Origin of the sequence: Streptomyces sp. NPDC060002 (genome assembly GCF_042737245.1) — a bacterium.
Lineage (GTDB): Bacteria > Actinomycetota > Actinomycetes > Streptomycetales > Streptomycetaceae > Streptomyces.
Genome location: NZ_JBHWUW010000019.1, coordinates 29,328 through 55,906, shown reverse-complemented (window position 1 = coordinate 55,906; position 26,579 = coordinate 29,328). Strand labels below are relative to the sequence as shown.

Annotated in this window: 22 protein-coding genes; 14 read left to right on the top strand and 8 right to left on the bottom strand. The window is 71.5% G+C overall.

The annotated features are described in order from the left end of the window. Window positions 1-6: 6 nt before the first annotated feature. Together ACFWBD_RS18895 and ACFWBD_RS18890 are read left to right on the top strand one after the other, a co-directional pair. Window positions 7-2,298: an MMPL family transporter gene (locus tag ACFWBD_RS18895; protein WP_385667798.1), complete on the top strand. Its 2,292-nt coding sequence runs from the start codon at window positions 7-9 to the stop codon at window positions 2,296-2,298. A gap of 88 nt (window positions 2,299-2,386) precedes the next feature. Continuing rightward, window positions 2,387-3,430, top strand: coding sequence for a zinc-dependent alcohol dehydrogenase family protein (locus ACFWBD_RS18890; protein ID WP_385667796.1), 1,044 nt, complete (start codon window positions 2,387-2,389; stop codon window positions 3,428-3,430). A 135-nt stretch (window positions 3,431-3,565) separates the two neighbouring features. On the opposite strand, the gene ACFWBD_RS18885 is transcribed toward ACFWBD_RS18890, so the two are convergent. The 3 genes from ACFWBD_RS18885 to ACFWBD_RS18875 form a co-directional block, all read right to left on the bottom strand. Then, entirely contained in the window at window positions 3,566-3,766 is a 201-nt protein-coding gene (locus tag ACFWBD_RS18885; protein WP_020131726.1) for an AlpA family transcriptional regulator, read from the bottom strand. A gap of 419 nt (window positions 3,767-4,185) precedes the next feature. Next, complete coding sequence (locus tag ACFWBD_RS18880) at window positions 4,186-5,019, bottom strand: helix-turn-helix domain-containing protein (protein ID WP_385667937.1); 834 nt, start codon at window positions 5,017-5,019, stop codon at window positions 4,186-4,188. A gap of 289 nt (window positions 5,020-5,308) precedes the next feature. Beyond that, the gene (locus tag ACFWBD_RS18875) at window positions 5,309-6,235 is read right to left on the bottom strand and encodes a sugar phosphate isomerase/epimerase family protein (RefSeq protein ID WP_385667794.1); all 927 of its coding nucleotides are present in this window, start codon (window positions 6,233-6,235) and stop codon (window positions 5,309-5,311) included. A gap of 178 nt (window positions 6,236-6,413) precedes the next feature. On the opposite strand from ACFWBD_RS18875, the gene iolC reads away from it, so the two are divergent. From iolC to ACFWBD_RS18835, 8 genes are all read left to right on the top strand, one after another. Further along, complete coding sequence (gene iolC, locus ACFWBD_RS18870) at window positions 6,414-7,382, top strand: 5-dehydro-2-deoxygluconokinase (protein WP_385667792.1); 969 nt, start codon at window positions 6,414-6,416, stop codon at window positions 7,380-7,382. Beyond that, the gene (locus ACFWBD_RS18865) at window positions 7,379-8,263 is read left to right on the top strand and encodes a deoxyribose-phosphate aldolase (RefSeq protein WP_385667790.1); all 885 of its coding nucleotides are present in this window, start codon (window positions 7,379-7,381) and stop codon (window positions 8,261-8,263) included. The genes iolC and ACFWBD_RS18865 overlap by 4 nt, the downstream gene beginning before the upstream one ends. A gap of 7 nt (window positions 8,264-8,270) precedes the next feature. Then, on the top strand, window positions 8,271-9,107 hold the full coding sequence (iolB, locus tag ACFWBD_RS18860) for a 5-deoxy-glucuronate isomerase (protein WP_385667788.1): 837 nt from the start codon (window positions 8,271-8,273) through the stop codon (window positions 9,105-9,107). Continuing rightward, window positions 9,104-10,999, top strand: coding sequence for a 3D-(3,5/4)-trihydroxycyclohexane-1,2-dione acylhydrolase (decyclizing) (gene iolD, locus ACFWBD_RS18855; RefSeq protein WP_385667786.1), 1,896 nt, complete (start codon window positions 9,104-9,106; stop codon window positions 10,997-10,999). Before iolB ends, iolD begins: the two co-directional genes overlap by 4 nt. Before the next feature lie 14 nt (window positions 11,000-11,013). After that, window positions 11,014-12,516: a CoA-acylating methylmalonate-semialdehyde dehydrogenase gene (mmsA, locus tag ACFWBD_RS18850; RefSeq protein ID WP_385667784.1), complete on the top strand. Its 1,503-nt coding sequence runs from the start codon at window positions 11,014-11,016 to the stop codon at window positions 12,514-12,516. 254 nt (window positions 12,517-12,770) lie between these two features. Then, complete coding sequence (locus ACFWBD_RS18845; RefSeq protein ID WP_385667782.1) at window positions 12,771-14,174, top strand: APC family permease; 1,404 nt, start codon at window positions 12,771-12,773, stop codon at window positions 14,172-14,174. Between the two features lie 111 nt (window positions 14,175-14,285). After that, a complete protein-coding gene (locus ACFWBD_RS18840; RefSeq protein ID WP_385667780.1) occupies window positions 14,286-16,940 on the top strand; it encodes an alpha/beta fold hydrolase in 2,655 nt (884 codons plus the stop codon). Next, complete coding sequence (locus ACFWBD_RS18835; RefSeq protein WP_351754344.1) at window positions 16,937-17,791, top strand: ABC transporter permease; 855 nt, start codon at window positions 16,937-16,939, stop codon at window positions 17,789-17,791. Before ACFWBD_RS18840 ends, ACFWBD_RS18835 begins: the two co-directional genes overlap by 4 nt. 64 nt (window positions 17,792-17,855) lie before the next feature. On the opposite strand, the gene ACFWBD_RS18830 is transcribed toward ACFWBD_RS18835, so the two are convergent. From ACFWBD_RS18830 to ACFWBD_RS18820, 3 genes are all read right to left on the bottom strand, one after another. Further along, window positions 17,856-18,263: a rodlin gene (locus ACFWBD_RS18830; protein ID WP_385667777.1), complete on the bottom strand. Its 408-nt coding sequence runs from the start codon at window positions 18,261-18,263 to the stop codon at window positions 17,856-17,858. Between the two features lie 128 nt (window positions 18,264-18,391). Beyond that, a complete protein-coding gene (locus tag ACFWBD_RS18825; RefSeq protein WP_385667935.1) occupies window positions 18,392-19,453 on the bottom strand; it encodes an LCP family protein in 1,062 nt (353 codons plus the stop codon). 111 nt (window positions 19,454-19,564) lie between these two features. Next, window positions 19,565-19,975 (bottom strand): rodlin, encoded by a 411-nt coding sequence (locus ACFWBD_RS18820; RefSeq protein WP_385667775.1) that lies wholly within the window; start codon window positions 19,973-19,975, stop codon window positions 19,565-19,567. A gap of 229 nt (window positions 19,976-20,204) precedes the next feature. Here ACFWBD_RS18820 and ACFWBD_RS18815 point away from each other — a divergent pair, with 229 nt between their 5' ends. The 3 genes from ACFWBD_RS18815 (at window position 20,205) to ACFWBD_RS18805 (ending at window position 22,328) form a co-directional block, all read left to right on the top strand. Beyond that, window positions 20,205-20,615, top strand: coding sequence for a rodlin (locus tag ACFWBD_RS18815; protein WP_385667773.1), 411 nt, complete (start codon window positions 20,205-20,207; stop codon window positions 20,613-20,615). Window positions 20,616-20,917: 302 nt separating this feature from the next. Next, a complete protein-coding gene (locus tag ACFWBD_RS18810; protein ID WP_385667772.1) occupies window positions 20,918-21,145 on the top strand; it encodes a chaplin in 228 nt (75 codons plus the stop codon). A 106-nt stretch (window positions 21,146-21,251) separates the two neighbouring features. Further along, window positions 21,252-22,328 (top strand): chaplin, encoded by a 1,077-nt coding sequence (locus ACFWBD_RS18805; RefSeq protein ID WP_385667770.1) that lies wholly within the window; start codon window positions 21,252-21,254, stop codon window positions 22,326-22,328. A 51-nt stretch (window positions 22,329-22,379) separates the two neighbouring features. On the opposite strand, the gene ACFWBD_RS18800 is transcribed toward ACFWBD_RS18805, so the two are convergent. Together ACFWBD_RS18800 and ACFWBD_RS18795 are read right to left on the bottom strand one after the other, a co-directional pair. Beyond that, on the bottom strand, window positions 22,380-23,624 hold the full coding sequence (locus ACFWBD_RS18800; protein WP_385667768.1) for an NAD(P)-binding domain-containing protein: 1,245 nt from the start codon (window positions 23,622-23,624) through the stop codon (window positions 22,380-22,382). Continuing rightward, window positions 23,624-24,994 carry an ATP-grasp domain-containing protein gene (locus ACFWBD_RS18795; RefSeq protein ID WP_385667767.1) on the bottom strand — a complete coding sequence of 457 codons (1,371 nt, stop codon included), beginning with the start codon at window positions 24,992-24,994 and terminating at the stop codon, window positions 23,624-23,626. The genes ACFWBD_RS18800 and ACFWBD_RS18795 overlap by 1 nt, the downstream gene beginning before the upstream one ends. Before the next feature lie 162 nt (window positions 24,995-25,156). Between ACFWBD_RS18795 and ACFWBD_RS18790 the strand changes: the two genes are divergently transcribed. Next, on the top strand, window positions 25,157-26,572 hold the full coding sequence (locus tag ACFWBD_RS18790) for a glycoside hydrolase family 26 protein (RefSeq protein WP_385667765.1): 1,416 nt from the start codon (window positions 25,157-25,159) through the stop codon (window positions 26,570-26,572). Window positions 26,573-26,579: the final 7 nt, after the last annotated feature.

Sequence of the window (26,579 nt, the reverse complement as noted above, 5' to 3'; positions counted from 1 at the left end):
CGCACGATGACCGAAGTCAACAGCCCACCCCGTGCCGGAGGCTGGACCCGCCTCGTGACCGCCCGGCCCAGGCTGTCGCTGCTCGCGGCCCTGGTGCTCACCGTGCTCGCGGTGCTGGCCGGCAGCGGGGTCGCCGAACGGCTGGGCAGCGGCGGCTGGGAGGATCCGGCCGCGCAGTCCACGTACGCGACCAAGGCCCTGGAGCGTGAGTTCCCCGGCTCCCAGCCCAATCTCCTGCTGCTGGTCGACGCGGGCGAGGCCTCCGTGGACGACCCGGCGGTGGCCGCCGAGGCGAACCGGCTCACCGCGAGCCTGGCCGCCGAGAAGGGCCTCGTCGGCGTCGGCTCCTACTGGCAGGCCGACGCGGCGGGAGCGGCCTCCGCCCTGCGCGCGAAGGACGGCCACGAGGCGCTGATAGCCGCCCGCATCACGGGCGACGAGAAGACGATGGGTGAGACCCTCGACCGCATCACCCCCGCCCTGCGCGGCACGCACGGGCCGGTGGAGGTGAGGATCGGCGGCGGCGTCGCCGTGCGCCACGAGATGCAGACCATCATCCAGGAGGACCTGACGCGCGCCGAGATCATCGCCCTGCCGATCACGCTGGTGCTGCTGGTGATGGTCTTCGGCAGCGCGGTCGCGGCCCTGCTGCCGCTCGGCATCGGCATCGTCGCGATCCTCGGCACCAACGCCGTCCTCAGCGGCCTCACGCGGTTCACCGACGTCTCCATCTTCGCGATGAACCTCACCACGGCCCTGGGCCTCGGCCTCGCCATCGACTACGCCCTGTTCATCGTCCGTCGCTTCCGCGAGGAACTCGCCGCCGGGGCGGATCCGTCGACGGCCATCGGCACCACCCTGCGCACGGCCGGCCGCACGGTCCTCTTCTCGGCGCTTACGGTCGCGGTGTCCCTGGCGGCGATGCTCCTCTTCCCGCAGTACTTCCTGCGCTCCTTCGCCTACGCCGGCATGGCCGTGGTCCTGCTGGCCGCCGCGGCCGCCCTGATCCTGCTCCCGGCGGCGCTGATCCTGCTCGGCGACCGGGTCAACTCCCTCGACCTGCGCCGCCTGTTCCGCCGGGGCCGCCCCGCGACGGCGTCCGGCGAGGAGGGCGGCCGGGCCTGGGGCCGCACGGCGAAGCTGGTCATGCGCCGCGCCCCCTTCTTCGCCCTGGCCACCACGGCCGCCCTCGTCCTCCTCGGACTGCCCTTCCTCGGCGTGAGGTTCGGCACGGCGGACGACCGCCAGCTGCCCTCCTCGGCCGAGTCCCATGTCGTGCAGCAGCACATCAGGGACGGCTTCCCGGGCAGTCCCGGCGGTGGCCTCGAGGTCCTCGCCGAGGGCAGGGCGACCCAGGCCCAGTACGCCGCCTACAAGGAACGCGTGGCGGCGCTGCCGGAAGTGGCCCGGGTGGACGGGCCCTCGGTGAACGGCGACTCGGCGTACTTCACGGTGCTGCCCAAGGGCGAGGCCGTCGACGACGCGGCCCAGAACCTGGTGGGCGATCTGCGGGCCACAGCCGCCCCCTTCGAGACCAGTGTGACCGGCACGGCGGCCGTCCTGGTCGACTCCAAGCACGCGATCGGCGCCCAACTGCCCTGGGCGGTGGCCTTCATCGTCATCGTCACCCTGCTCCTGGTCTTCCTGCTGACCGGCAGCGTGCTGATACCGCTCCAGGCGGTGCTGCTCAACGCGCTCAGCCTGACGGCGATGTTCGGCGCGGTGGTCTGGGTCTTCCAGGACGGCCACCTCTCCGGCCTCCTCGGCTTCACCAGCCCCGGATCGATAGAGACCACCCTCCCGGTCCTGATGTTCTGCGTGGCCTTCGGCCTCTCGATGGACTACGGCGTGTTCCTGCTCTCCCGCATCAAGGAGGAGTACGACCGCACCGGCGACCACGAGGGAGCGGTCGCTCTGGGCCTGCGGCGCACCGGCGGCCTGATCACGGCGGCGGCGGTCATCCTGGCGGTGGTGATGGTGGCGATCGGCACCTCGCGCGTCACCAACACCAAGATGCTCGGCCTGGGCATCGCCCTGGCGGTCCTGATGGACGCGATGGTGGTGCGAAGTCTCCTGGTCCCGGCCATCATGCGCCTCACCGGCAGAGCCACCTGGTGGGCGCCGGCACCGCTGCGCAGGTTCCACCAGCGGTTCGGCCTGAGCGAGGGGGAGCCGGCCCGGCAGGCACCGGCCGCCGCGTCCGCGTCAGCGCCGGACGAACCCACACCGGACGAACCCACGCCGGACGAACCCGGGCGGGACGAACCCGGGCGGGACAAGGTCGACGCGCACGGTTAGCGTTCGCGGAGATCCACGGCGGCCAGAGGTCCGTGGGTCTGCGTGGGTCACCGTGGGTCCGCGCGGGCGAAGGCGAGGGTGAAGGCACATGCGGGCTGTGGTGTTCGAGCGGTACGGGGAGCCGGCCGAGGTACGTGAGCTGGCCGACCCCCGACCGGCTTCCCACGGAGTGACCGTGCGCGTCGAGGCCACCGGCCTGTGCCGCAGCGACTGGCACGGCTGGATGGGCCACGACCCGGACATCACCCTGCCGCACGTGCCCGGGCACGAACTCGCCGGTGTCGTACAGGAGGTCGGAGCGCGGGTCACCAGGTGGCGGGCGGGCGACCGGGTCACCGTCCCCTTCGTGTGCGGCTGCGGCAGCTGTCCCTCCTGCGCGGCCGGCGACCACCAGGTGTGCGAGCGGCAGACCCAGCCCGGCTTCACGCACTGGGGCTCCTTCGCCCAGTACGTGGCCCTGGACCACGCCGACGTGAACCTGGTCGAGATCCCCGACGACCTGTCGTACGCCACCGCCGCCTCGCTCGGCTGCCGGTTCGCCACGGCGTTCCGGGCCGTGGTGCAGCAGGGCCGGGTCGCGGCGGGGGAGTGGGTCGCGGTGCACGGCTGCGGCGGCGTCGGCCTCTCGGCGGTGATGATCGCGGCGGCGAGCGGGGCACGGGTGCTGGCGGTGGACGTCTCCCCGACGGCCCTGGACCTGGCGCGGAAGTTCGGCGCGGCGCAGTGCGTGGACGCGCGGGAGGTACCGGACACGGCGGAGGCGGTCCGAGAGCTGACCGGGGGAGGGGCTCATCTCTCCCTCGACGCGCTCGGTTCCCCCGCCACCTGCGCCGCCTCGGTGAACGGGCTGCGCCGCCGCGGCCGTCACCTCCAGGTCGGCCTGCTTCCCTCGGCGGACGGCACGACCCCCGTCCCGCTGGCCCGCGCCATCGCCCTGGAGCTGGAGATCCTGGGCAGCCACGGCATGGCCGCGCACACCTACCCGCAGATGCTGGAGCTGGTCCGGACGGGGGTGGTGCGTCCCGATCTGCTGGTGACGTCGACGATCACACTGGACGAGACCCCGGCCGCCCTGTCCGCGCTGGGCACCGCACCGGGCGCGGGGGTGACGGTCATCGATCCGTGGGCCTGAGCGCGGCCCACTCCCGGTCCAGGACCGCCTGAGCGCCTCGTGCACCCGCGCCTCGTGCACCCGCACCTCGTTCTCACCCGCGGCGCTGTGCCCCACGCGTCCGTGGGGCACAGCCGGTTCTCTTCCGGCGCCGGGTCAGTCCAGAGCGCGCCCACGGTTGCCCGGCCGGGAGGCGACCCAGGCGCGCACGGTGTCGGCGTACCAGAAGGGCTTGCCGCCCTCGACGTGGTCGGGCTGTGGCAGCAGTCCGTGCTTGCGGTAGGACCGTACGGTGTCCGGCTGCACCTTGATGTGCGCCGCGATCTCTTTGTACGACCAGAGCCTTCGGTCGGTCATGAGCTGCACCTCCCTGCGCGCGCGGGGGTCGGCGGCCGGGAGGCCGCCCGGGGGGAGCCCGGCGCTGCGCTGGCGATCACCAAGCCTGTGCCCCGTGAACGACAGTCGGTGACTGTGCGGAAGTGGCTGTCGACCGCGTGTGACACAAGACCCGCGGACACGTGACACACGTGACGGAAAAGGGATATTTGTGACACAGGTGAAGCAAAGAAGTGTGCGGGGCCCATGGGAGGGGCGCGTTGACAAACGCCCCGAAGTCGCCGACAGGAGCCGGGCCGGGCCCGCTGCGACAGGCCCGACCCGTTCCCGCTCCCCGCCATCCCCCCGGAACGATCACAACGACCGAAGCGCCCGGACCACGCGAAGCACCCGGAACGGCCGGAAATCGCCGGATCAACTGGCAGACCCCCAGCCTGTATTCAGCCAATGCGGCGGGTCTTGGAAAAATACGCACCCGGTCCGGACCAGCCGTCCGGACGGGCCGGCAGAACCAGGCTCGTCGCCTCCCCGCTCAGCCGGTCCGCCGTCGGCGACACCTGCGCCGGAAGACGCCTGGCCTGCGCGAACTCCCTCGGAGTGCATCCCGTCATCGCCTTGAACTCGCCGCTGAGATGAGCCTGGTCGTAGAAGCCGCAGAGGGCGGCGGTCTCTGCCGCGCTCCGCCCCTGCGCCAGCAGCCGACGGGCCCGTTGCAGCCGCAGCACCCGGGCCGCCGCCTTGGGGCCGAGCCCGATCTGCTCGCGGAACCGGTTCTCCAGGTGCCGTACGCTCCAGCCGACCTCCTCGGCCAGCCGGGGCACCGGTATCGCGCCGCCCGTCCGCACCAGCAGCGACCAGGCCCGCGCCACCCGCTCGGAATTCGGCGTACCGGCCTCTCGCCACCGGGTGAGGACCTCGTCGAGCAGCCCGAAGCGGTCCGCCCAGCCGGGTAACGCGGCCAGCGTGGCGGCGAGTTCACCGAGGGGCGAGCCCAGGGGGTGCGGCAGCTCGTCGGGGTCGACGGTGCGGTTGACGAGCTCGTGCTGGGGCGTGCCGAAGAGGGTGAACGCGGCCCAGGGCGCCATGAGCACCTCGATGCCCGAAAACCGCCCGCCGTGCTCCCCGACGGCCGGCGTGGTCGTAGGCCCGCAGTACACGGACACCAGCGTGTCCGGAGCGCGCCCCGCCCGCGAGATCCGCACGGGCTGCTCGAACCCCAGCAGCAGGGTCGAGGCCCCGATCGGCGTCTCGAGCCGTCGCCGCGGCCGGTTCATGGCGAGCCGGATCCCGCGGTAGCTCATCACTCCGGGCCGCAACCGAGGATGGGGCCCGGCGAGAGCGAACTCCCATGATCCGCCGGGCCCTTGTCCGGACCGGGTGCGCACCACGCTCGCAGTCATGGGCGCCTATGGTGCTACGGCAGGGGCAACGCCGTTAAGGGGGCGCGGGGCTGTATTCATATGCGGCTCCGCCGCGTGGGCGCGACACGCCACACACAGCCCGTACTCGCGGACACTGAACCCGGCAGCTGGTTGGGCGGCCCGCTGCACCCCCGGAGGGCTACTACGCCCCGCACGATCGAAGAAACGCCCGCGTCCGCTGGGCGATCGGCAGCGGAGCGTCCGGCTCGCACGGGTACATGTCCTGCTCGACGATCGCGAACAGGTCGACATCCAGCCTCTGCGCAGCCTCCAGCACAGGCCCCAACGCGGGCACCCCGGTCGGCGGCTCGCACATCACGCCCCGCGCGACGGCCGGCCCGAACGGCACCTGGTTGGCCCGCACATCCGCCAGGATCTCCGGGTCGACCTGCTTGAGGTGCAGGTATCCGATCCGCTCGCCGTAGGTCTCGATCAGCTTGACGCTGTCGCCGCCGCAGTACGCGTAGTGCCCGGTGTCCAGGCACAGCGACACGAGGTCGGAGTCGGTGCCGTCCAGGAACCGGACCACGTTCTCCTCGCTGTCGATGTGGGTGTCGGCGTGCGGGTGGACGACGATCTGGAGGCCGTACCGCTCCCGCACCTCCTTGCCGAGCCGCTCGGTCAGCGAGGTGAGGTTGCGCCACTGTTCGGGGGTGAGGGTGTCCGGCTCCAGTACCTGGCCGGTCTTGTCGTCCCGCCAGAAGGACGGGATGACGACCAGATGCTTCGCGCCCATCGCCTGGGCGAGCACCGCGTTGTCCGCGACGTGCGCCCAGGTCTTCTCCCAGACGGCCTCGCCGTGGTGCAGACCGGTGAAGACCGTGCCCGCCGACACCTTCAGGCCGCGCTTGGCCGTCTCCTCGGTGAGGAGTGCGGGATCGGTCGGCAGGTACCCGTAGGGGCCGAGCTCGATCCATTCGTAGCCGGACTGCGCGACCTCGTCGAGGAAGCGCTGCCAGGGGACCTGGGCGGGATCGTCCGGGAACCAGACGCCCCAGCTGTCGGGGGCGGAGCCGACACGGATGCGGGAAACACCGGAAACTGGTGACTGAGGTGACAACGACGTCATGGGCGTCAGCGTGCTGTCTCACCGAAGGGGGTGTCAAGGGCTGGTCCGAATGTCTGGACAAAACATTGACAGGGCCTGCCGCGCGGGGCTACAAAGCCGTGAGAGCCGATACGGGGACGTGTGCCGGGGACGTGCCACGAGCGGTCTCACGGGGACGAGCCGATATGAAGGGAACTCGATGGCGTACGACCTGATCACCATGGGGCGGATAGGGGTGGACCTCTATCCGCTGCAGACGGGCGTCCCACTGCCGCAGGTCACGTCCTTCGGGAAGTTCCTGGGGGGATCGGCGACCAACGTCGCGGTCGCCGCCGCCCGCCTCGGCCGGGAGACGGCGGTGATCTCCCGCACCGGCGACGACCCCTTCGGCACCTATCTGCACGAGGCCCTGCGCGGCTTCGGCGTCGACGACCGCTGGGTCACCCCGGTGCCCGGCCTGCCGACGCCCGTCACCTTCTGCGAGGTCTTCCCGCCGGACGACTTCCCGCTGTACTTCTACCGGCAGCCCAAGGCGCCGGACCTGGAGATCGACGCCCACGAACTCGACCTCGACGCCGTTCGGGAGACCCGCATCTTCTGGGTCACCGGCACCGGCCTGAGCGAGGAGCCCAGCCGTACGGCGACCCTCGCCGCCCTGGCCCACCGGGCCAGGGCCGGCACCACGGTCTTCGACCTCGACTGGCGCCCGATGTTCTGGAAGGACCCGGCCGGGGGCGACCCGGCCGACACCGCCCGCCCGTTCTACGTCGAGGCCCTCAAGCACACCACCGTCGCCGTGGGCAACCTCGACGAGGTGGAGGTCGCCACCGGAGTGCGCGAGCCCCGGGCGGCGGCGCAGGCGCTGCTGGACGCCGGCGTCGAACTCGCGGTGGTCAAGCAGGGCCCCAAGGGCGTCCTCGCCGTCAACAGCAAGGGCGAGTCCGCCGAGGTCCCGCCGCTGCCGGTGAACGTCCTGAACGGCCTCGGGGCCGGTGACGCCTTCGGCGGCTCCCTCTGCCACGGTCTGCTCGCGGGCTGGGACCTGGAGAAGATCATGCGTCATGCCAACGCCGCGGGCGCCATCGTCGCCTCCCGGCTGGAGTGCTCCTCCGCGATGCCGACGCCGGACGAAGTGGAAGCCGCGCTCAAGGCGGGGGCCGTCCTGTGACGACCGTCGACATCTCCGAACTCGTCCGCCTGCGCACGCGGCACCCCGAGGCGATCGCCGAGGCGGCCGCCCGCCGCCCGCGCAGGCCGCTGCTGGGCGACTCCGGCCGCCTGATGATCGTCGCCGCCGACCACCCGGCCCGTGGCGCGCTCGGCGTCGGCGGCGACAAGCTGGCCATGGCCAACCGGGCAGGCCTGCTCGAGCGTCTGTGCCTGGCCCTCTCCCGGCCCGGCGTGGACGGCGTCCTCGCGACCGCCGACATCCTGGACGACCTGCTCCTCCTCGGCGCCCTCGACGGCAAGGTCGTCATGGGCTCGCTGAACCGCGGCGGCCTCCAGGGCTCCGTCTTCGAGCTCGACGACCGCTTCACCGGTCACCGCCCCGAGGACATCGAGCGGCTGAACTTCGACGCGGGCAAGCTGCTCGTGCGCATCGACTACGACGACCCGGGCTCGCTCACCACCCTGGAGTCCACGGCCCGCGCCATCGACGACATGGCCGCGCGCAAGCTCCCCCTCTTCGTCGAGCCGTTCATCAGCCGCCGCACCCCCGACGGCAAGGTGCGCAACGACCTCTCCGCCGAGGCCGTCACCAAGTCGATCGCCATCGCCTCGGGACTGGGCGGCACCTCGGCCTACACCTGGCTGAAGCTCCCGGTCACCGACAACCCCGACGACATGGCCGAGGTCATGCAGACGTCCACGCTGCCCGCCGTCCTGCTGGGCGGCGAGGTCGGCGAGGACCAGGACGGGGCGTACGAGAAGTGGCGCGGTGCGCTCCAACTCCCCACCGTCCGGGGCCTGGTGGTCGGCCGTTCGCTGCTCTATCCGCCGGACGGGGATGTCGCCGCCGCCGTGGACACCGCCGTAGGACTGCTGTGAGGGCCGCATGACGAACACCGAGCCGCACCACGACCTGTACATCCCGCACGGCACCACCACCGGCGCCGGCTACACCCTCGACATCGATCCCGAGCGAGCCGGCTGGGGATACTGCGGTCTGCGGATCGTCGAGCTGGAGCCGGGCGGCACGCACCACTTCACCACCGGTGACAGTGAGTGGATCGTCCTTCCGCTGGCAGGCGGATGTACCGTGCGAACAGCCGGTGAAGAGTTCCAACTCCTGGGCAGGGAGAGCGTTTTCGCGTCGGTAACCGACTTCGCGTACGTTCCCCGTGACGCCCGGGTCCAGATCGCCTCCGGCGCGGGAGGCCGCTTCGCCCTGGCAGGAGCGAAGTGCGAGCGACAACTCCCCGCCCGCTACGGCCCCGCGCCGGAGGTCCCCGTCGAAGAGCGTGGCAGCGGCGACTGCGCCCGTCTGGTGCGCAACTTCGCCTCCGCCGACGCCTTCGACTGCGACAGGCTGATCGCCGTCGAGGTGATCACCCCTGGCGGCAACTGGTCCTCGTACCCGCCGCACAAGCACGACGAGCACCGGCCGGGCGAGGAGGCCGAACTCGAGGAGATCTACTACTTCGAGATCGACGGCCCGAACGGCTTCGGCTATCAGCGCGTATCCCCTTCACGCGAGGGCGGATCCGACGTCCTCGCGGAGGTCCGCTCCGGCGACGCCGTGCTCGTCCCCGACGGCTGGCACGGCCCGGCCATCGCCCAGCCCGGCCACGCCATGTACTACCTGAACGTCATGGCGGGACCGGGCGAGACCCGGGAGTGGCGGATCTGCTTCCACCCGGACCACGTAGAGAGCACAGGGGGTTACCGATGACGGCGCAGACCTCGACGACGAGGCTGACGGTCGCCCAGGCACTCGTCCGCTTCCTCGCCGCCCAGTACACGGAGCGCGACGGCGTACGGCAGCGGCTGATCGGCGCGACCTGGGGCATCTTCGGCCACGGCAACGTCGCCGGCCTCGGCCAGGCGCTGATCGAGTACGGCGACGACATGCCGTTCCACCAGGGCCGCAACGAGCAGTCGATGGTCCACGCGGCCGTCGGCTACGCCCGCCAGTCGAACCGCCTGTCCACCCACGCGGTGACGACGTCGATCGGCCCCGGCGCGACCAACCTGGTCACCGGCGCCGCCCTGGCGACCGTCAACCACCTCCCGGTCCTCCTGCTGCCCGGCGACATCTTCGCGACCCGCGTCGCCGACCCGGTGCTCCAGCAGCTCGAGGTCCCCTACGCGGGCGACGTGTCGGTCAACGACACCCTGCGCCCGGTGTCGAGGTACTTCGACCGCGTCACCCGCCCCGAGGCCCTGATCCCGGCGGCCCTCCAGGCGATGCGCGTCCTCACCGACCCGGTGGAGACGGGCGCGGTCACCCTCGCGCTGCCCCAGGACGTCCAGGCCGAGGCCTACGACTGGCCCGACGAGTTCTTCGCCGAGCGCACCTGGGCCGTACGCCGTCCCGGCGCCGACCCGGCCGAGCTCGCGGAGGCGGTCCGCGCGATCCGCGCCGCCCGCCGCCCGCTGATCGTCGCCGGCGGCGGGGTCCACCACAGCCGCGCCGAGGAGGCGCTCGCCGAGTTCGCCGAGGCCACCGGCATCCCGGTCGCCTCCACCCAGGCCGGCAAGGGCTCGCTGCGCTACGACCACCCTCAGGACGTGGGCGGCGTGGGCCACACCGGTACGGCGACGGCGGACGAACTCGCCCGCACGGCGGACCTGGTGATAGGCGTGGGCACCAGGTACACGGACTTCACCACCGCCTCGAACACCCTGTTCGCGGCCGACGGCGTCCGTTTCCTCAACCTCAACATCGCGCCCTACGACGGCCACAAGCTCGCCGGTCAGCCGCTCGTGGCGGACGCCCGCAGCGGCCTGGGCGAGCTGACCGCGGCCCTCCGGACGCACGGCCACCGGGTCACGGACGCCTACGTCACCGAGTACTCCGAGGACAAGGAGCGCTGGGAGCAGCGCGTCGACGCCTGCTACGAAGCCGAGGAGCCGGACGTACGGCCGACGCAGCAGCAGGTGCTCGGCGCCCTCGACGCCCTCGCCGACGAGTCGGACGTGATCATCAACGCGGCCGGTTCGCTCCCCGGTGACCTGCACAAACTGTGGCGGGCCCGCTCCCGGGACCAGTACCACCTGGAGTACGGCTACTCCTGCATGGGGTACGAGATCCCGGCCGCGATCGGCGTGAAACTGGCCGCTCCCGAGCGCAACGTCTGGGCGCTGGTCGGCGACGGCACGTACCTGATGATGCCGACGGAGATCGTGACGGCCGTGCAGGAGGGGATCGCGATCAAGCTCCTGCTCGTGCAGAACCACGGCTACGCCTCGATCGGCGGTCTGTCGGAGTCGGTGGGCGGCGAGCGGTTCGGCACGGCGTACCGCCACCGTTCCCCTGCCGACGGTTCCTACACGGGGGCCCCGCTGCCCGTCGACCTGGCCGCCAACGTGGCCAGCCTCGGCATGCGCGTGCTGCGCGCGAAGACCGTCCGTGAACTGCGCGAGGCCCTCGCCGAGGCGCGCCGCGCCGACACTCCCACATGTGTCTACGTCGAGACGGAAACGGCCGACACTGTGTCGGGCCCGCCGCCCGCGCAGGCCTGGTGGGATGTACCTGTGGCCGAGACCGCGACGCGACCGTCCGCGGTGAAGGCACGTGAGCTGTACGAACGGCACGTCTCTACCCGACGCCGCCATCTGTGAAGGAGCACTCGGTCATGACGAAGATCGTCAACCACTGGATCGGCGGCAAGACCGTCGAAGGCGCGTCGGGTACGTACGGGCCGGTCACCGACCCGGCGACCGGCGCCGTCACCACGAAGGTCGCCTTCGCGACCGTCGACGAGGTCGACGCCGCGGTGGCCGCCGCGAAGGACGCCTACGCCACCTGGGGTACGTCCTCGCTGGCGAAGCGGACCACGATCCTGTTCAAGTTCCGGGCGTTGCTGGACGCGAACCGGGACGCGATCGCGGAGCTGATCACCGCCGAGCACGGCAAGGTGCACAGTGACGCGCTCGGCGAGGTCGCGCGTGGCCTGGAGATCGTCGACCTGGCGTGCGGGATCACCGTGCAGCTGAAGGGCGAGCTTTCGACCGAGGTGGCCAGCCGCGTGGACGTGTCGTCGATCCGGCAGCCGCTGGGCGTCGTCGCGGGCATCACGCCGTTCAACTTCCCGGCGATGGTCCCGATGTGGATGTTCCCGATCGCCATCGCGACGGGCAACACCTTCGTGCTGAAGCCGTCGGAGAAGGACCCGTCGGCGTCTCTGAAGATCGCCGAGCTGCTGGCGGAGGCCGGGCTGCCGGACGGCGTGTTCAACGTCGTCAACGGCGACAAGGTGGCGGTCGACCGTCTCCTGGAGCACCCGGACGTCAAGGCCGTGTCGTTCGTCGGCTCGACCCCGATCGCCCGCTACATCCACACCACCGCCGCCGCGAACCACAAGCGTGTCCAGGCCCTGGGCGGCGCGAAGAACCACATGCTGGTCCTCCCGGACGCGGACCTGGACGCGGCGGCGGACGCGGCCGTCTCGGCGGCCTACGGCTCGGCGGGCGAGCGCTGCATGGCGATCTCCGCCGTGGTGGCCGTCGGCGCGATCGGCGACGAGCTGGTGGAGAAGATCCGCGAGCGCGCCGAGAAGATCAAGATCGGCCCCGGCAACGACCCCACCTCCGAGATGGGCCCGCTCATCACGAAGGTGCACCGCGACAAGGTGGCGTCGTACGTGACGGGCGCGGCGGCCGAGGGCGCGGAGGTCGTCCTGGACGGCACCGGCTTCACCGTCGACGGCTTCGAGGACGGTCACTGGATCGGCATCTCGCTGCTGGACAAGGTGCCCACGACCGCGAAGGCCTATCAGGACGAGATCTTCGGCCCGGTGCTGACCGTGCTGCGCGTGGACACCTACGAGGAGGGCCTGGCCCTCATCAACGCGTCCCCGTTCGGCAACGGCACGGCGATCTTCACCCGGGACGGCGGTGCGGCCCGTCGCTTCCAGCTGGAGGTCGAGGCCGGCATGGTCGGCGTGAACGTCCCGATCCCGGTCCCCGTGGGCTATCACAGCTTCGGCGGCTGGAAGGACTCGCTCTTCGGCGACCACCACATCTACGGCAACGACGGCACGCACTTCTACACCCGCGGCAAGGTCGTCACGACCCGCTGGCCGGACCCGGCCGACGGCCCCGGCGGCGTGGACCTGGGCTTCCCCCGCAACCACTGACCGTCGAAGTTCCCCCTGTGAAGCCGTCCGGACTCCGGACGGCTTCACGTTTTTTCGACGCCCCGCCTGCGGTTCCCGCACGTGCCCAGCTACCGGAGTTACTTGCGGCAAACGACCGTAAGCGCAGCCCAACCCGCCCCTCACCTACGGATTCCGTAGGTGAACACCTATTGACGCGCCGGTTTTCGTCGGGGTTCCATGCAGCACCACCACAGCCGCCGGAGCCATCCGCACGAGTCGATCGGACCCGCCGCATGACCGACACGCTCCGCCCCGTCGCCACCACCGCCCCCCAGGCGCCGGTGTCCGACAGTCCCCAGAAGCTCAAGCGCTCCATCGGAGTCGTCGGCGGCACTCTCCTCACCCTCTCCTGCGTCACCCCCGCCTCCACCCTCTTCGTCGTCGTCCCGGACCTCTTCGGCTCGCTCGGCACCGCGACCGCCCTCACGATCGCGATCGGCTCGCTGCTCTGTATCGCCGTGGCGTTCTGCTACTCGGAGCTGGGCACCCTCATCCCCAGCGCGGGCGGTGAGTACGCCATGGTGTCGACGCTGGCCGGGCGGCTCGCCGGCTGGCTGGTCTTCGTCCTCTCCCTGCTCGTCGTCATGATCGTCCCGCCGGTGATCGCGATGGGCACGGCCGACTACCTGGCCCCGGTCGTCCACCTCGACCCCTCGTTCGCGGGCGCCGCCGTCATGCTGCTCGCCACCCTCGCCGGCCTGCTCGACCTGCGTGCCAACGCCTGGATCACCGGCGTCTTCCTGGTCCTGGAGGTCATCGCGGCGGCCGTCGTGGCCGTCCTGGGCTTCGCCCACGGCCACCGCGGCGCGGGCAGCCTCGTCTCGATGCAGGTCGCCGGCGCCGACGGCCACACCGACACCGTCACCGCCATGCTGGTCGTCTCCGGCCTCGCCATCGCCCTCTTCGTCACCCAGGGCTTCTCGACCGCCGTCTATCTCTCCGAGGAACTGGAGAACCCGCGCCGCAACGTCGCCCGCACGGTCCTCGCCACCCTCGCCATCTCCTCCGTGATCATCCTGGTCCCGGTCGTCGCCATCACCTTCGGCGCCTCCGACCTCACCGAACTCACCGGCGGCGACATCGGCGGCATGGTCACCGCCTGGTCCAACTCGGCCGTCGGCACCTTCGTCAGCCTCTGCGTGGCGCTCGCGATCATCAACGCCGGCATCGTGATGGTCATCCAGAACTCCCGCGTCCTGTTCGCCTCCGCCCGCGACAAGGCCTGGCCGCAGCCCGTCAACGACGTCTTCGCCAAGCTCGGCCGGTTCGGCTCCCCCTGGGTCGCCACCCTCGCCGTCGGCATCCCCGGCGCACTGCTCTGCTTCGTGAACCTGGACACCCTGTACGGGGTCACCGGCGTCTCCGTGACCGGCATGTACCTGCTCGTCGCGGTCGCCGCCCTGCTCTCCCGCCGCGGTCACCACAAGGACACCCACGCCTGGCGCATGCCCGCGTGGCCGGTGCTGCCGGTCCTGCTGATCGTCGTCCTCGGCTACGTCCTCACCCGGCAGGAGACGCCCTACCTCCTGTGGACCGGCGGCATCACCGCCGCCGCCACCCTCTACTGGGCCCTCTACCTCCGCCCCCGCCGCGACACCCGCTGGCTGGTGTCGATCCCGGACGACGCGCAGGCCTGACGCGTACCGCGACTGGTGTACGCCGGCCCGGCCCCGTACGCCCCCGGGATGGTGACGAGTTCGGTCTGCGGTCGACAACTCCACGACAGGTTGACGCCGTACGGTTGAAGCATGGATCTTCGACTGCCCGGTCTGCGAGGACCACGGCGGCCGCGACGGATCGTCTCCGCCGTGGCCGCCGTGGTCGTACTCGCCGGTGCCGGTACCTGGACGGCCGTCGCCTCCGACGACGACACGCCCGCGGTGCACCACACCGACCGGGTCATGGCGGTGGACGGCGTACGCCTGGACACCTCCTACTTCACCTCCGGCACCGCCGGCCGCCGCCCCGCCGTCCTCCTCGGGCACGGCTTCGGCGGAAGCAAGGACGACGTACGTCAGCAGGCCGAGAAGCTGGCCCGCGACGGATACGCGGTGCTCACGTGGTCGGCTCGCGGCTTCGGCAAGTCCACCGGCAAGATCGGGCTGAACGACCCCAAGGGCGAGGTCGCCGACGTCTCCCGGCTGATCGACTGGCTCGCGAAGCAGCCCCAGGTACAGCTCGACAAGACCGGCGACCCCCGGGTCGGCGTGGCCGGCGCCTCCTACGGCGGCGCGATCTCCCTGCTGGCCGCGGGCTACGACGACCGCGTCGACGCCATCGCCCCCGCGATCACCTACTGGAACCTCGCGGACGCCCTGTTCCCCGACGGCGTGTTCAAGAAGCTGTGGGCCGGCATCTTCTTCAACACGGGGGGCGGCTCCGCCCGCTTCGAACCCGCGCTGGCCGCGATGTACGACCGCGTCGCCGAGTCCGGCACCCCCGACACCGCCGCCCGCGAGCTCCTCGAGCAGCGCTCGCCGTCCGCCGTCGCCGACCGCATCAAGGTCCCCACCCTCCTTGTCCAGGGCCAGACCGACTCCCTCTTCACCCTCGCCCAGTCCGACGCGGCCGAGAAGGCGATTCGCGCGGGCGGCGCCCCCGTCGACGTCGACTGGATCTCGGGCGGCCATGACGGCGGCGACATGGAGGGCGATCGCGTCCAGGCACGCGTGCGTGACTGGTTCGACCGCTACCTCAAGGACGACAAGGCCACCGACACCGGCCCCGCCTTCCGCGTCACCCGCACCGGCGGCGTCGACTCCACCGACGGCGCCGCCCGGCTCAGGGGCGCGAGCGCGGACAGCTACCCCGGCCTGGAGAACGGCGCGCGCTCGTTCGCGCTGACCGGCCGCCGCGAGGAGCAGTCCTTCGCCAACCCGCCCGGCGCCAGCCCGCCCGCCGTCTCGGCCCTGCCCGGCCTCGGCGGCGGAGGCCTCTCCCAGCTCTCCTCCCTCGGCGTCGGCGTCTCCCTCGACTTCCCCGGCCAGTACGCGGCCTTCGACTCCGCCCCGGTCACCGGCGACCTGCGCGTCACCGGCTCCCCGACGGTCACCGTCCATGTGAGGTCGACGTCCGACACCGCCGTCCTCTTCGCCAAGGTCTACGACGTCAGCGGCACCGGCAGCCAGGGCGGCCAGGTGCTGCCGTCCCAGCTCGTCACCCCGGTCCGCGTCGAGGGCGCCAAGGCCGGCAAGGACGTCACGATCACGCTCCCGGCGATCGACCACAAGGTCGAGGAGGGCCACCGGCTGCGCCTGGTCCTCGCCTCCACCGACCTCGGCTACGCCTCCCCGATGGCCCCGGCGACGTACACCGTCTCGATGAAGGGCGATCTGAAGGTCCCGACCGCCCCCGCCGTGACGACCGCGGCCGCCCCGCTCCCGTCCTGGGTGTGGTGGCTGCCCCTCGCGGGTGCGGTGATCGCGCTCGCCCTGCTGCTGACGGCCCGCCGGCGCACCGCCGGCCCCGCCCCCGACCCCGCTCTCGCCGAGGTCCCGCTCCAGATCACCGACCTGAGCAAGAAGTACGCGAACGGCGACCGCTACAGCGTCCGCGACCTGTCCTTCCGCGTCGAGAAGGGCCAGGTCCTCGGTCTCCTCGGTCCGAACGGCGCGGGCAAGACGACGACCCTGCGCATGCTGATGGGCCTGATCAGCCCCGACGCCGGCGAGATCCGGGTCTTCGGCCACGCCATCCGCCCGGGTGCGCCCGTCCTCTCCCGCGTCGGCTCCTTCGTCGAGGGCGCCGGCTTCCTCCCGCACCTGTCCGGCCGGGAGAACCTGGAGCTGTACTGGCAGGCCACCGGCCGCCCCGCCGGGGACGCCCACCTCGAGGAGGCCCTGGAGATCGCCGGCCTCGGCGACGCCCTCGCCCGCGCGGTACGCACGTACTCGCAGGGCATGCGCCAGCGCCTCGCCATCGCCCAGGCCATGCTCGGCCTCCCGGACCTGCTCATCCTCGACGAGCCGACCAACGGCCTCGACCCGCCGCAGATCCGCGAGATGCGCGAGGTGATGATCCGGTACGCGGCGGCCGGCCGCACGGTCATCGTCTCCAGCCACCTCCTGTCCGAGGTCGAGCAGTCCTGCACGCACCTCGTGGTCATGGACCGGGGCCGGCTGGTCCAGGCGGGCCCGGTCGCCGAGATCGTCGGCTCCGGCGACACCCTCCTCGTGGGCACCGTCACCCCCGTGGAGGAACCGGTCGTCGAGAAGGTCGCCGCACTGCCGGGGGTGGCCTCCGCGGTCCCCACCGCCGAGGGCCTGCTGGTCCGCCTGGACGCCGACGGCAGCGCCCAGCGCCTGGTCGCCGAACTCGTCCGGCTCGACGTGCCCGTACAGGCGGTCGGCCCGCACCGCCGCCTGGAGGACGCCTTCCTCACCCTGATCGGAGGTTCCGCATGAGCACGCTCACCGAGGTCGCCTCCGGCTACCAGGCGGGCCGCACGCTGCCGCTGCGCGTCGAGCTGGTCCGCCAGCTCAAGCGGCGCCGCACGCTGGTCATGGGCGGCATCCTCGCCGCCCTGCCGTTCGTCCTGCTCATCGCCTTCGCGATCGGCGGCGAGCCCGGCGGCCGCAACAACCAGGTCACCCTGATGGACACGGCGACGGCGTCCGGCGCCAACTTCGCCGCCGTCAACCTGTTCGTGTCCGCGGGCTTCCTCCTGGTCATCCCGGTCGCCCTGTTCTGCGGGGACACGGTCGCCTCGGAGGCCGGCTGGTCCTCGCTGCGCTACCTCCTCGCCGCACCCGTGCCCCGGGCCCGCCTGCTGTGGTCCAAGCTCGTCGTCGGCCTGGGCCTCAGCCTGGCCGCGATGGTCCTGCTGCCGGTCGTCGCCCTCGCCGTCGGCTCCGCCGCCTACGGCTGGGGCTCCCTGGAGCTGCCCACGGGCGGCGCACTCGACCCGGGGACCGCGGCCCAGCGGCTCGTGATCGTGGTCGGGTACGTCTTCGTCTCCCAACTGGTCACCGCGGGGCTCGCGTTCTGGCTCTCGACGAAGACCGACGCCCCGCTCGGCGCGGTCGGCGGCGCGGTCGGCCTGACCATCGTCGGCAACGTCCTGGACGCCGTCACCGCCCTCGGCGACTGGCGCGACTTCCTGCCCGCGCACTGGCAGTTCGCCTGGGCCGACGCCGTCCAGCCCACCCCCGAGTGGTCCGGCATGATCCAGGGCACCGCCGTCTCCGTGACGTACGCCCTGGTCCTGTTCGCCCTGGCCTTCCGGGGTTTCGCCCGCAAGGACGTGGTCTCCTAGGACGCACGAACGGCGGGTCACCGGAGAACCGGTGACCCGCCGTAGTGGTACGTCAGGCTGTCGCTCAGCCGTTGCCCGCGCCGTTGCCCGCCAGGACCGAGATGTCGTCCAGGATGTGCGAGAGCGGCTCGTCGCCCTTGGCCTGGGTGCTGTTCTCGACACACTGCTGGTTCTGCGGGGCGGACAGGATCGGGACGTCCTGAAGGCCGATGTTGGCCGCGCCGACGAGCGACTGGAGGTTGAGCTTCGCCGGCAGACCGATGCACGGCTTGTTCAGCGAACCCTGGACCAGCGAGAGCTGCGGGCTCTGGTGGCCGAAGGTGGCCGAGTTGCCGAACTCCGAGGAGGCCCCGTTGCCGCTGGCGGACGTGGTGCCGCTGTCGTCACCGATGGCGAGGGCCTGCGGGGCGCTCAGCCCCGCGAGACCGGCGACGGAGGCGGCGAGGGCCGCGGTCGCCCACAGCTTCTTCATGTTCGTTCCCTTCGAAAACGCGGACTCCGGGGGAGGAGCTGCGTGATCAACAACGCCCCGTACCCGCCCGGGGTTGCGCGCTGTGCCCCGATCGGCGTAGCGCATCGCGCACGACCACCGTGCGCCCCTCAGTGGCACGCGTACGCGCTCCCCCGCACCGGCTCCGTCCTGCCGAGGATGTCCGGCGGGTCCTTCGGCTTCGGCTCCGCACCCCGCTCGATCAGCGGCCGGTCGTCGCGCACCGTTGTGAAGAGCGCGTCCGTCTCCTTCCGGTCCCAGGCCAGCGCCGCGCCGATGCCCAGGCGGGCCGGGGCGAACCCGGCGATCGGCACGGTCGTGAACTCCGTCGCCGAGTCCGGCAGCCGGTGCAGCGCGGCCGCCAGTCCGACGAGCTCGCCGGCCGGGAAGCCCTGCCGCTTGGACCCGAGCAACATCTCCACCAGATGCGTCATACGCCTCGGGTGGGTGAGCAGCTTCCGTTCCTTCATCTCCCGCCACGCCTGGACGAGGAAGCGCTGCTGACGCTGGATCCTGCCGAGGTCGGCGCTGCCGTCGACATGGCGTGAACGGACGTACTGCAACGCCTTTCCGCCACCGAGCCGGTGCTTGCCGGGCTTGAGGTCGAGCCTGGTCGCGGTGTCCTTCAGCCGCCGCGGTGTGCACACCTCGACGCCGCCGACCTCGTCCACGCTGTTCATGAAGCGCCGGAAGTCCACCTGGAGGAACCGGTCGATGTTCACCTTGGCCATGGACTCCACGGTCCGGATCATGAGCTCCGGACCGCCCTCCTGGTAGGCCGCGTTGAGCTTCGCCGGATGCGGCGGGTGTTCCCTGGCGCCGGGCTTCTCCCGGTACGGCGGGATCTCCGCGTAGGAGTCACGGGGCATGCCGATCACGCTGACGCGGTCCCGGTGGGCCGAGACGTGGATCAGCATCAGGACGTCCGAGCAGCCGCAGGGTTTTCCACCGGCGTGGAACTTCTGCTTCTGGGCGGCGGTGAGGGTGTCGCGTTCGTCGGTGCCCATCAGCAGGATGTTCAGCCCACGCTGGGCGTGTTCCCGGCCGTGGAGTCCGGGCAGTCCGGGGAGTCCGGGCAGTGAGGGGAGGGCTGAGCTGCCGAGCAGCGCGCCCGTGGCGGCCAGGACGATTCCGGGAATCGCCAGGCGGCGTGGCCAAAGGTTTCTCTTCATCGTCACGCGCCGCACGCTAGAACAGCGGGCCGCCGATGATCCGGCGGCCCGCTGCGGGAGTGGAGAAACCACTCGGGGGCTCAGGAAAAGAACCCGTTCAGCACGTCGGACTCAGTGGTTGGCCGCGCCGTTGCCCGCCAGGACCGAGATGTCGTCCAGGATGTGCGAGAGCGGCTCGTCGCCCTTGGCCTGGGTGCTGTTCTCGACACACTGCTGGTTCTGCGGGGCGGACAGGATCGGGACGTCCTGAAGGCCGATGTTGGCCGCGCCGACGAGCGACTGGAGGTTGAGCTTCGCCGGCAGGCCGATGCAGGGCTTGTTGAAGGAGCCCTGGATGAGCGCCATCTGGGGGCTCATGTTGCCGAAGGTGGCCGAGTTGCCGAACGACTGACTGGCGCCGTTGCCGCTGGCGGACGTGGTACCGCTGTCGTTGCCGATGGCGAGTGCCGGAGCTGCCGCAGCGGCGGAGACGCCAGCGACGGAGGCGGCGACCGCGGCGGTGGCCAGTACCTTCTTGATCACTTGTAAGTCCCTTCGTGAGAAACCCCGTCCACCGGAGTGTTCTGATTAACGTTCCTTGTCCCGTTTGGTTGCCCCGCTTCACTCCGATGGCCTATTGGCGGGAAATCCGGTCGTCGGGTCGGAAAAACCGATCGGGTGAAGGGCCGCAACCAAACCCGGCGCATCGGGTTGGTTCGGGGGCAGGCACATGGTCCTGGCCCGGAGTCAGGGCAGGGAAAGGAACAGCGAAATGCTCAAGAAGGCAATGGCCGCGGCGGCGGTCGCCGCTTCCGTCGTCGGTATGTCCGCGGCGGTCGCCCCTCAGGCGCTTGCCATCGGGGACGACGCCGGCACCACCTCCGCCAGTGGCAACGGCGCGCACGAGGCGTTCGGGAACTCGGTGACCAAGGGCGACTTGAGCCCCCAGGCCACCCTGGTCCAGAGCTCCGTCAACAAGCTCTGCATCGGCCTGCCGGTCAAGGGTGACATCCAGTCGCTCGTCAGCGCGGTCAACATCGGCGTTCAGGACGTCCCGATCCTGTCCGCCCCGCAGAACCAGCAGTGTGCCGAGAACAGCACCCAGGCCAAGGGCGACGAGCCGCTCTCGCACATCCTGGACGACATCTCCGCGCTCTCGGGCAACGGCGTGGCCAACCACTGACGGCCCCGGCGCTGCCCGCCGGGCGGCCCGTTCTGTTCCCGGCGGGCCGTCCGGCCACCGCGTTTCTCAGGCTGATGTCCTGTCATTTCTCTCGCAATTCAGGCGAATCGTTTCCTCTTCGGTGGGCTGTTCGTGTCAATTACCTGAAGGCGTTCGAGTGAATTCCTGTACGAAGCGCGTTTCTTGGTTTCTTCGGCTGTCTATCTCTCGTTTGCAGCTTGCGGGTCATGGTGCGAGCCGTTCCAGTTGCGCTCGCTCGGTTTCGACCGTCATCTGGGCATGACCGCAGAGAAGGGAAACTCATGAAGAAGAGCGCTGCTGTTGTCGCGGGTCTGATCCTGGCCCTCGGCGGGGCTGCCCCCGCCTTCGCCGACGCCGATGCGAACGGGGCTGCCATCGGCTCCCCGGGTGTCCTGTCGGGCAACGTCGTCCAGGTTCCGATCCACATTCCGATCAACGTGTGCGGCAACACCATCAACATCATCGCCGCGTTGAACCCGGCCGCCGGCAACGTCTGCATCAACGACTGACGACGCGACTCACCAGCTGTACCGCTGGATCGAGGCCGGCCTTGGACGACGTTGCTGTGGTCCAGGGCCGGTTTTTCCCACTTCTTCAAGCAGGAAGACAACGAGATTGCGACAGACCCTGAGCAGGGGAATGGTCGCGGCCGCCGCCGCGACGGGCATTCTGTCCCTGTGCGCGGGCGGCAACGCCCTCGCCGACTCAACAGCCGATGGAGCCGCCAAGGGTTCGCCCGGGGTCCTGTCGGGCAACACCGTCCAGGCCCCGGTGCACCTTCCGGTGAACCTGTGCGGCAACTCGGTCGACATCGGCGCCGCGCTCAACCCGGCCTTCGGTAACTCCTGTGCCAACCTCTCGGACGCGAACGGACATCGCTCACACGGCGCACCGTACGGTGACGCCGAGTCCCGCGACGGCGACACCGGCTACGGCGAGTCCAGCGACGAGGGCTCCGGTTACGGCGAGTCCCGCGACGAGGATTCCGGTTACGGCGGCTCCGGTTACGGCGACTCCGGCCATGAGCATGACGGCCCCGGGGACGACTGCGGGGGCTACGGCGACACCTGCGGCGGTGGCGGTCACACGACCCCGCCTCCCGGAGGGGGCCACACGACGCCACCGGGCGGTGGTCACACGACCCCGCCTCCCCACGGCGGTGGCAGTACTCCGCCCGGCGGTGGCCACACGACCCCGCCTCCCTACGGAGAGGGCAGCACCCCGCCTGGAGGCGGTCACACCACTCCGCCTCCCCATGGCGGTGGCAGTACTCCGCCCGGTGGGGGTCACACGACTCCGCCCCCGCACGGCGGTGGCAGCACACCACCCGGTGGAGGCCACTCCACCCCGCCTCCGCATGGCGGGCACTCCACCCCGCCTCCGCATGGCGGGCACTCCACCCCGCCTCCGCATGGAGGCCACTCCACCCCGCCTCCGCATGGCGGGCACTCCACCCCGCCTCCGCATGGCGGGCACTCCACCCCGCCTCCGCACGGGGGTGGCGGCGGTCAGCCTCCGCACGGCGAGGACACCGCGCCTCCGGAGGGTGGTGGTGGGCACAGCTCGCCGCCGCAGCTGCCGCACACCGGCAGTGAGCGTGCCGCTCTGCTGGCCGCGTCCGGCGTGAGCGCGGCGCTCATCGCGGGCGGTGCCGTCCTGTACCGGCGAGGCCGGGCCGCGTCCCGTAGGTGAAGGCACCGGGTGCCGGACGCCCTCGCGTCCGGCACCCGCACACCGTCCGGCTCAGCGCCGTACGGCCTCCGGTGCCCCGTGCCGACCCGGTGCCGGGATCACCCCGCTCGGCACGCCCGTGTGCAGCCGGCGCCGTACGCCCCGGACGAGGGTTCCCGCCGTGAAGGTCGCGCCGTACACGAAGCGCATCGCCGGGCCGAAGCCGGCCGCCGTCACCAGACCGGCCAGGAACAGGCCGGGGTGGGACGACTCGAAGTCCCGGCCCACCTCGGGGGAACCGTCGGACACCGTGGCCAGCGCCCCGCGCAGTTCGCCGGAGAGCAGTCCGAGCCGGTCACGGGTCGCCTTGAAACCGGTGGCCGCGATCACGTGCTCGGTCTCGAAGGAGTCCGCTCCGGCCACCTCCAGCCGTACCCCGCCCGGGACCGCTCGCGCCGCTGTCACCTCGTGGTCGAGACGTACCCGCACGGAGCCCTCCACCCGGTCCCGTACCCACCAGGCTCCGGCCGGGCCGAGCGCCGTCGCCGCGATGCGCGCCCGGGTCGGCTCCGGGAGCCGGCGGTAGAAGCCCGGGCGTTCCGCGTAGAACCAGTTGCGCCAGCCGCAGCCGAGCCCGCTCTGCGGGGAACGGGCCGACCGCCACCACGGGCGTTCCCAGGACGGCGGCACATCGTTCCAGCGCAGCCGCTCCGCGCGGGCCAACACCCGTACCCGGGAGCCCTGTTCGGCGAGCAGCGCGGCCGTCTCCAGTGCCGCCTGGCCGCCGCCGATCACCGTGACGTCCCGGCCGCGGAAGCGGTCGAGGTCTCCGTGGTGGCTGCTGTGCGAGACCAGGTCGGGGGAGAGTCCGCGCAGGGCGGCCGGGATCTCGACGAACGGCATGACGCCCACGGCGAGGGCGACCGTCCGGGCCCGCACGGTCTCGCCGTCGGCGGTGATCGCCTCGAAGCCGCCCGGCCGGGACACGATCCGGGTCACCGTGCGCTCGTCGACGTCGGGGACGGCGTTGCGGGCGAACCACAGCCCGTACCGGGCGAACATCTCCACCGGGATCGGCTCCCCGTGCCGGGCCGTCACGCCCTGGGTCGCGCAGTACGCGTCGAGCCGCCAGCGGGCCTCGGGGTCGGAGAGGTTGGAGGCCCACGGCTCGGACTTCAGGAACATCCCGCCCGGCATGTTGTCGCGCCAGGAGGCCATCGGCCGGCCGAAGACACGCAGCTTCAGTCCGGCGGCCGCGGCGTGCGCCGCGATGGACAGGCCGTACGGGCCCGCGCCCACCACCAGCAGGTCGTACATCAGCAGCTGCTCGCTTTCTCGTCGTCGGTCGGTGCGGCCGGGGCAGGCGCGGTCGGAGCCGGTGCGCTCGGCGGGGGTTCGGTCAGGTCCGTCAGGTCCGTCAGGTCCGTCAGGTCCGTCAGGGACGGCGTGGGCGGCGTCGCCTGCCGGACCACGCGGGGCCGGACCCCGGCCGCGCCCGAGGCGCCGGCCCGGCGCAGCCGGTCGAGCAGCCGACGGGCGACATGGGCGCCCCACAGGCCCCACATGGCCCGGCCGGGAGCGGTGTCGTCGCCCGCGTGCCAGGCCAGCTCACGGCCGCGGCGGGCCGGTCGCAGCGCGGCCAGGGGTGCGTAGTTCTCCACCACGAACGCCCGGCCCGGCAGCGGTGCCCCGGCCGGCAGCGGACGGTGCGTCAGGTCGAGGTGCTGGGCGCGGACGACGTCGAGTCCGGCGCCGTCGGCGAAGAGCCGGAACTGGGCGCCGGGGCGAGGGTTGAAGTCGAGCAGGTGGTAGTCGCCCGTCGTGCCGCAGCGGCGGAAGTCGAGGTCGAAGATGCCCCGGTAGCCGAGTTCGTCGGTGAGCCGCTGGGCCAGCGTCCGCACCTGCGGGTTCTCGGTCCACTCGCCCACCGCCGTGAGCCCCGCGCCGCGCGGCCAGGCGCACAGCTTGCGGCCCGGACCGCCGCCGCCGACCGCGCCCGAGCGGTCGGCGTACCCGTGGAAGAACCAGTCGCGGTCCGGGCCCGGCGGCAGGAAGGCCTGGAGCAGCAGCTGGCTGCCGGCCTCCTCGGTGCGCAGGTACAGGTCGCGCGCCTCCTGGGTGGAGCGCACCACGAGCGTGCTGCGCAGCCCCGAACAGGCGGGCAGCAGCCAGGGCCGGCTCCACTTCGCCACCACCGGCAGGCCGAGCCGCCAGGCGGCGGTGGCGGCCTGCGCCGCGCTGTCCGGGATCACGGTGAGCGGGTGCGGCACGTCCGCCGCCGCGCACAGTCTGGTCAGTTCCGCCTTGTCGGCGACGCGTTCGGGCACCTTGCCGGGCTGTTGCGGCAGCAGGTAGGCGGGCGCCAGCTCCTCGCGCAGACGGCTCACCGCGACCGCGCCGGCATCGTCCATCGGGATCAGCACGGCGGGCCGCTCGATGCGGGCGGCCACCCGCAGCAGGGTGGCGGCGATGTCGGCGAGGGTGGCGCCGGGTGGCGGCGGTGGATGCAACTGGCGTACGAAGCGGGACTTGCGTACGGGACTTCCCGTGGAGTCGGCGACCACGTGCACGTCGATTCCGGCTCTGCCGAGCGAGCGCACGGCACCCAGCGTTCCGTGGTGAAAGGGATTCCGGTCGATCCGCAGAAGAACGGCGGGGACGCGGGTGTCGAGCATCGACTCGGGCATTTTATTCCGGGTCCTTCGGTTCAGTTCACCGGTATGGGCGATCGAGGCACTCGAAAGCCGTAACGGCGGTGGCGTAATTCCTTTACGTGTGACTTTCATATGACTGAGTGTCAGTAATGCGCGCTCTTTGCGCGTTACGTGAGAGTGGAGAAAGGAGCAGGCATGGCCCCACAGCAGCGACGCGCGCGGTCCCGACGGCTGGCCGTCGTCGCGGCAGCGGTCGCGGCGTCGGCCGCGCTGGCGTCCGGACCTGGATTCGCCGCAGGTGCTGGGGTGGTGCGGGTAGCCGATCCTCCCGCTCCCACCCCGACCGTCCCGACGGCCGCGATGACCCTCCCCGCACCCGCCGAGCCCGACCCGGTCGTACCCGCCCCGAGCGCGACACCGGAGGCGCCGGCGGCCCCCGAGGCGCCGGTGACCCCCGAGGCGCCGGTGACCCCCGAGGCCCCGCTGATCCCCACTCCGTCCGTCCCGTCCGTCCCGTCCGTCCCGTCCGTCCCGTCCGCGAAGGACGCCCCCGCCTTCGGCGCCTACCTCGACTACGGCGCCCAGGGCGTGGCCCGGATCGCCGAGCTCGGCGAGTGGCTGGGCGGCGCGGAGCTGCGCGTCGGCCACACCTACCTGCCCGGCGACCGGTGGCACAACATCGAGGGACCGCCCGGCTTCCTCGACCTGTGGGCGGACTGGAGACTGGAGAAGGACGACCGCATGCTCGTCCTCAATGTGCCCATGATGGAGCGCAACGAGGAGGGGGTGTCCGACGACGAGGTACGCGGGCTGCTGCGGGAGGGTGCGGCCGGGGAGTTCGATCACCACTTCAGCGCCCTCGCCGAGCGGCTGGTCGCGCTGAAGGTGCCGGACACGGTGATCGTGCTCGGCTGGGAGATGAACGGCATCACGTACACCCATCGGTGCGGGCCGGACCCGGAGGCCTGGAAGAAGTACTGGAACAGGATCGTCTCCACCATGCGCTCGGTGCCGGGCCAGAAATTCAGGTTCGACTTCACGCCGACCCGCGGCAAGGACGCCGTTCCGTGGACCGAGTGCTATCCGGGGGACGACACGGTCGACATCCTCGGAATGGATTCCTACGACCAGCCGACCGGCCTGTCCTTCGACGAGCAGGTGAACGAACCCTACGGGCTCCAGGCACACGTGGACTTCGCCAAAAGCCATGGAAAGCCCATTTCCTATCCCGAATGGGGACTCTTCCGCAACGGTGACAACGCCGAATACATGCGGCGCATGATCGCCTGGATGGACGAGCACAAACCGCTGTACAACACGGTGACCGACTACTGCCCGCACGGTGTGTGGCAGTGCGGGCAGAACCCGGAGTCGTCCGCCGTCTACCGCTCGCTGCTGTCCGGCCGCATCGACGAGCCGAGCACGCCACCGACGATTCCGGCACCCTCCGTCGACCCCCCCGTGGAACCGTCGCCCTCGACGGATCCCACGACCGAACCCTCCACCGAACCCACGGGGAAGTGCACACCGTTGGACCTCGGCGAATGGGTCGAGTACTGGATCGGCGGCAAGCTGTGCTTCCGACTGGACTGGTGGTCGGGCGACCAGTGAACCGCGG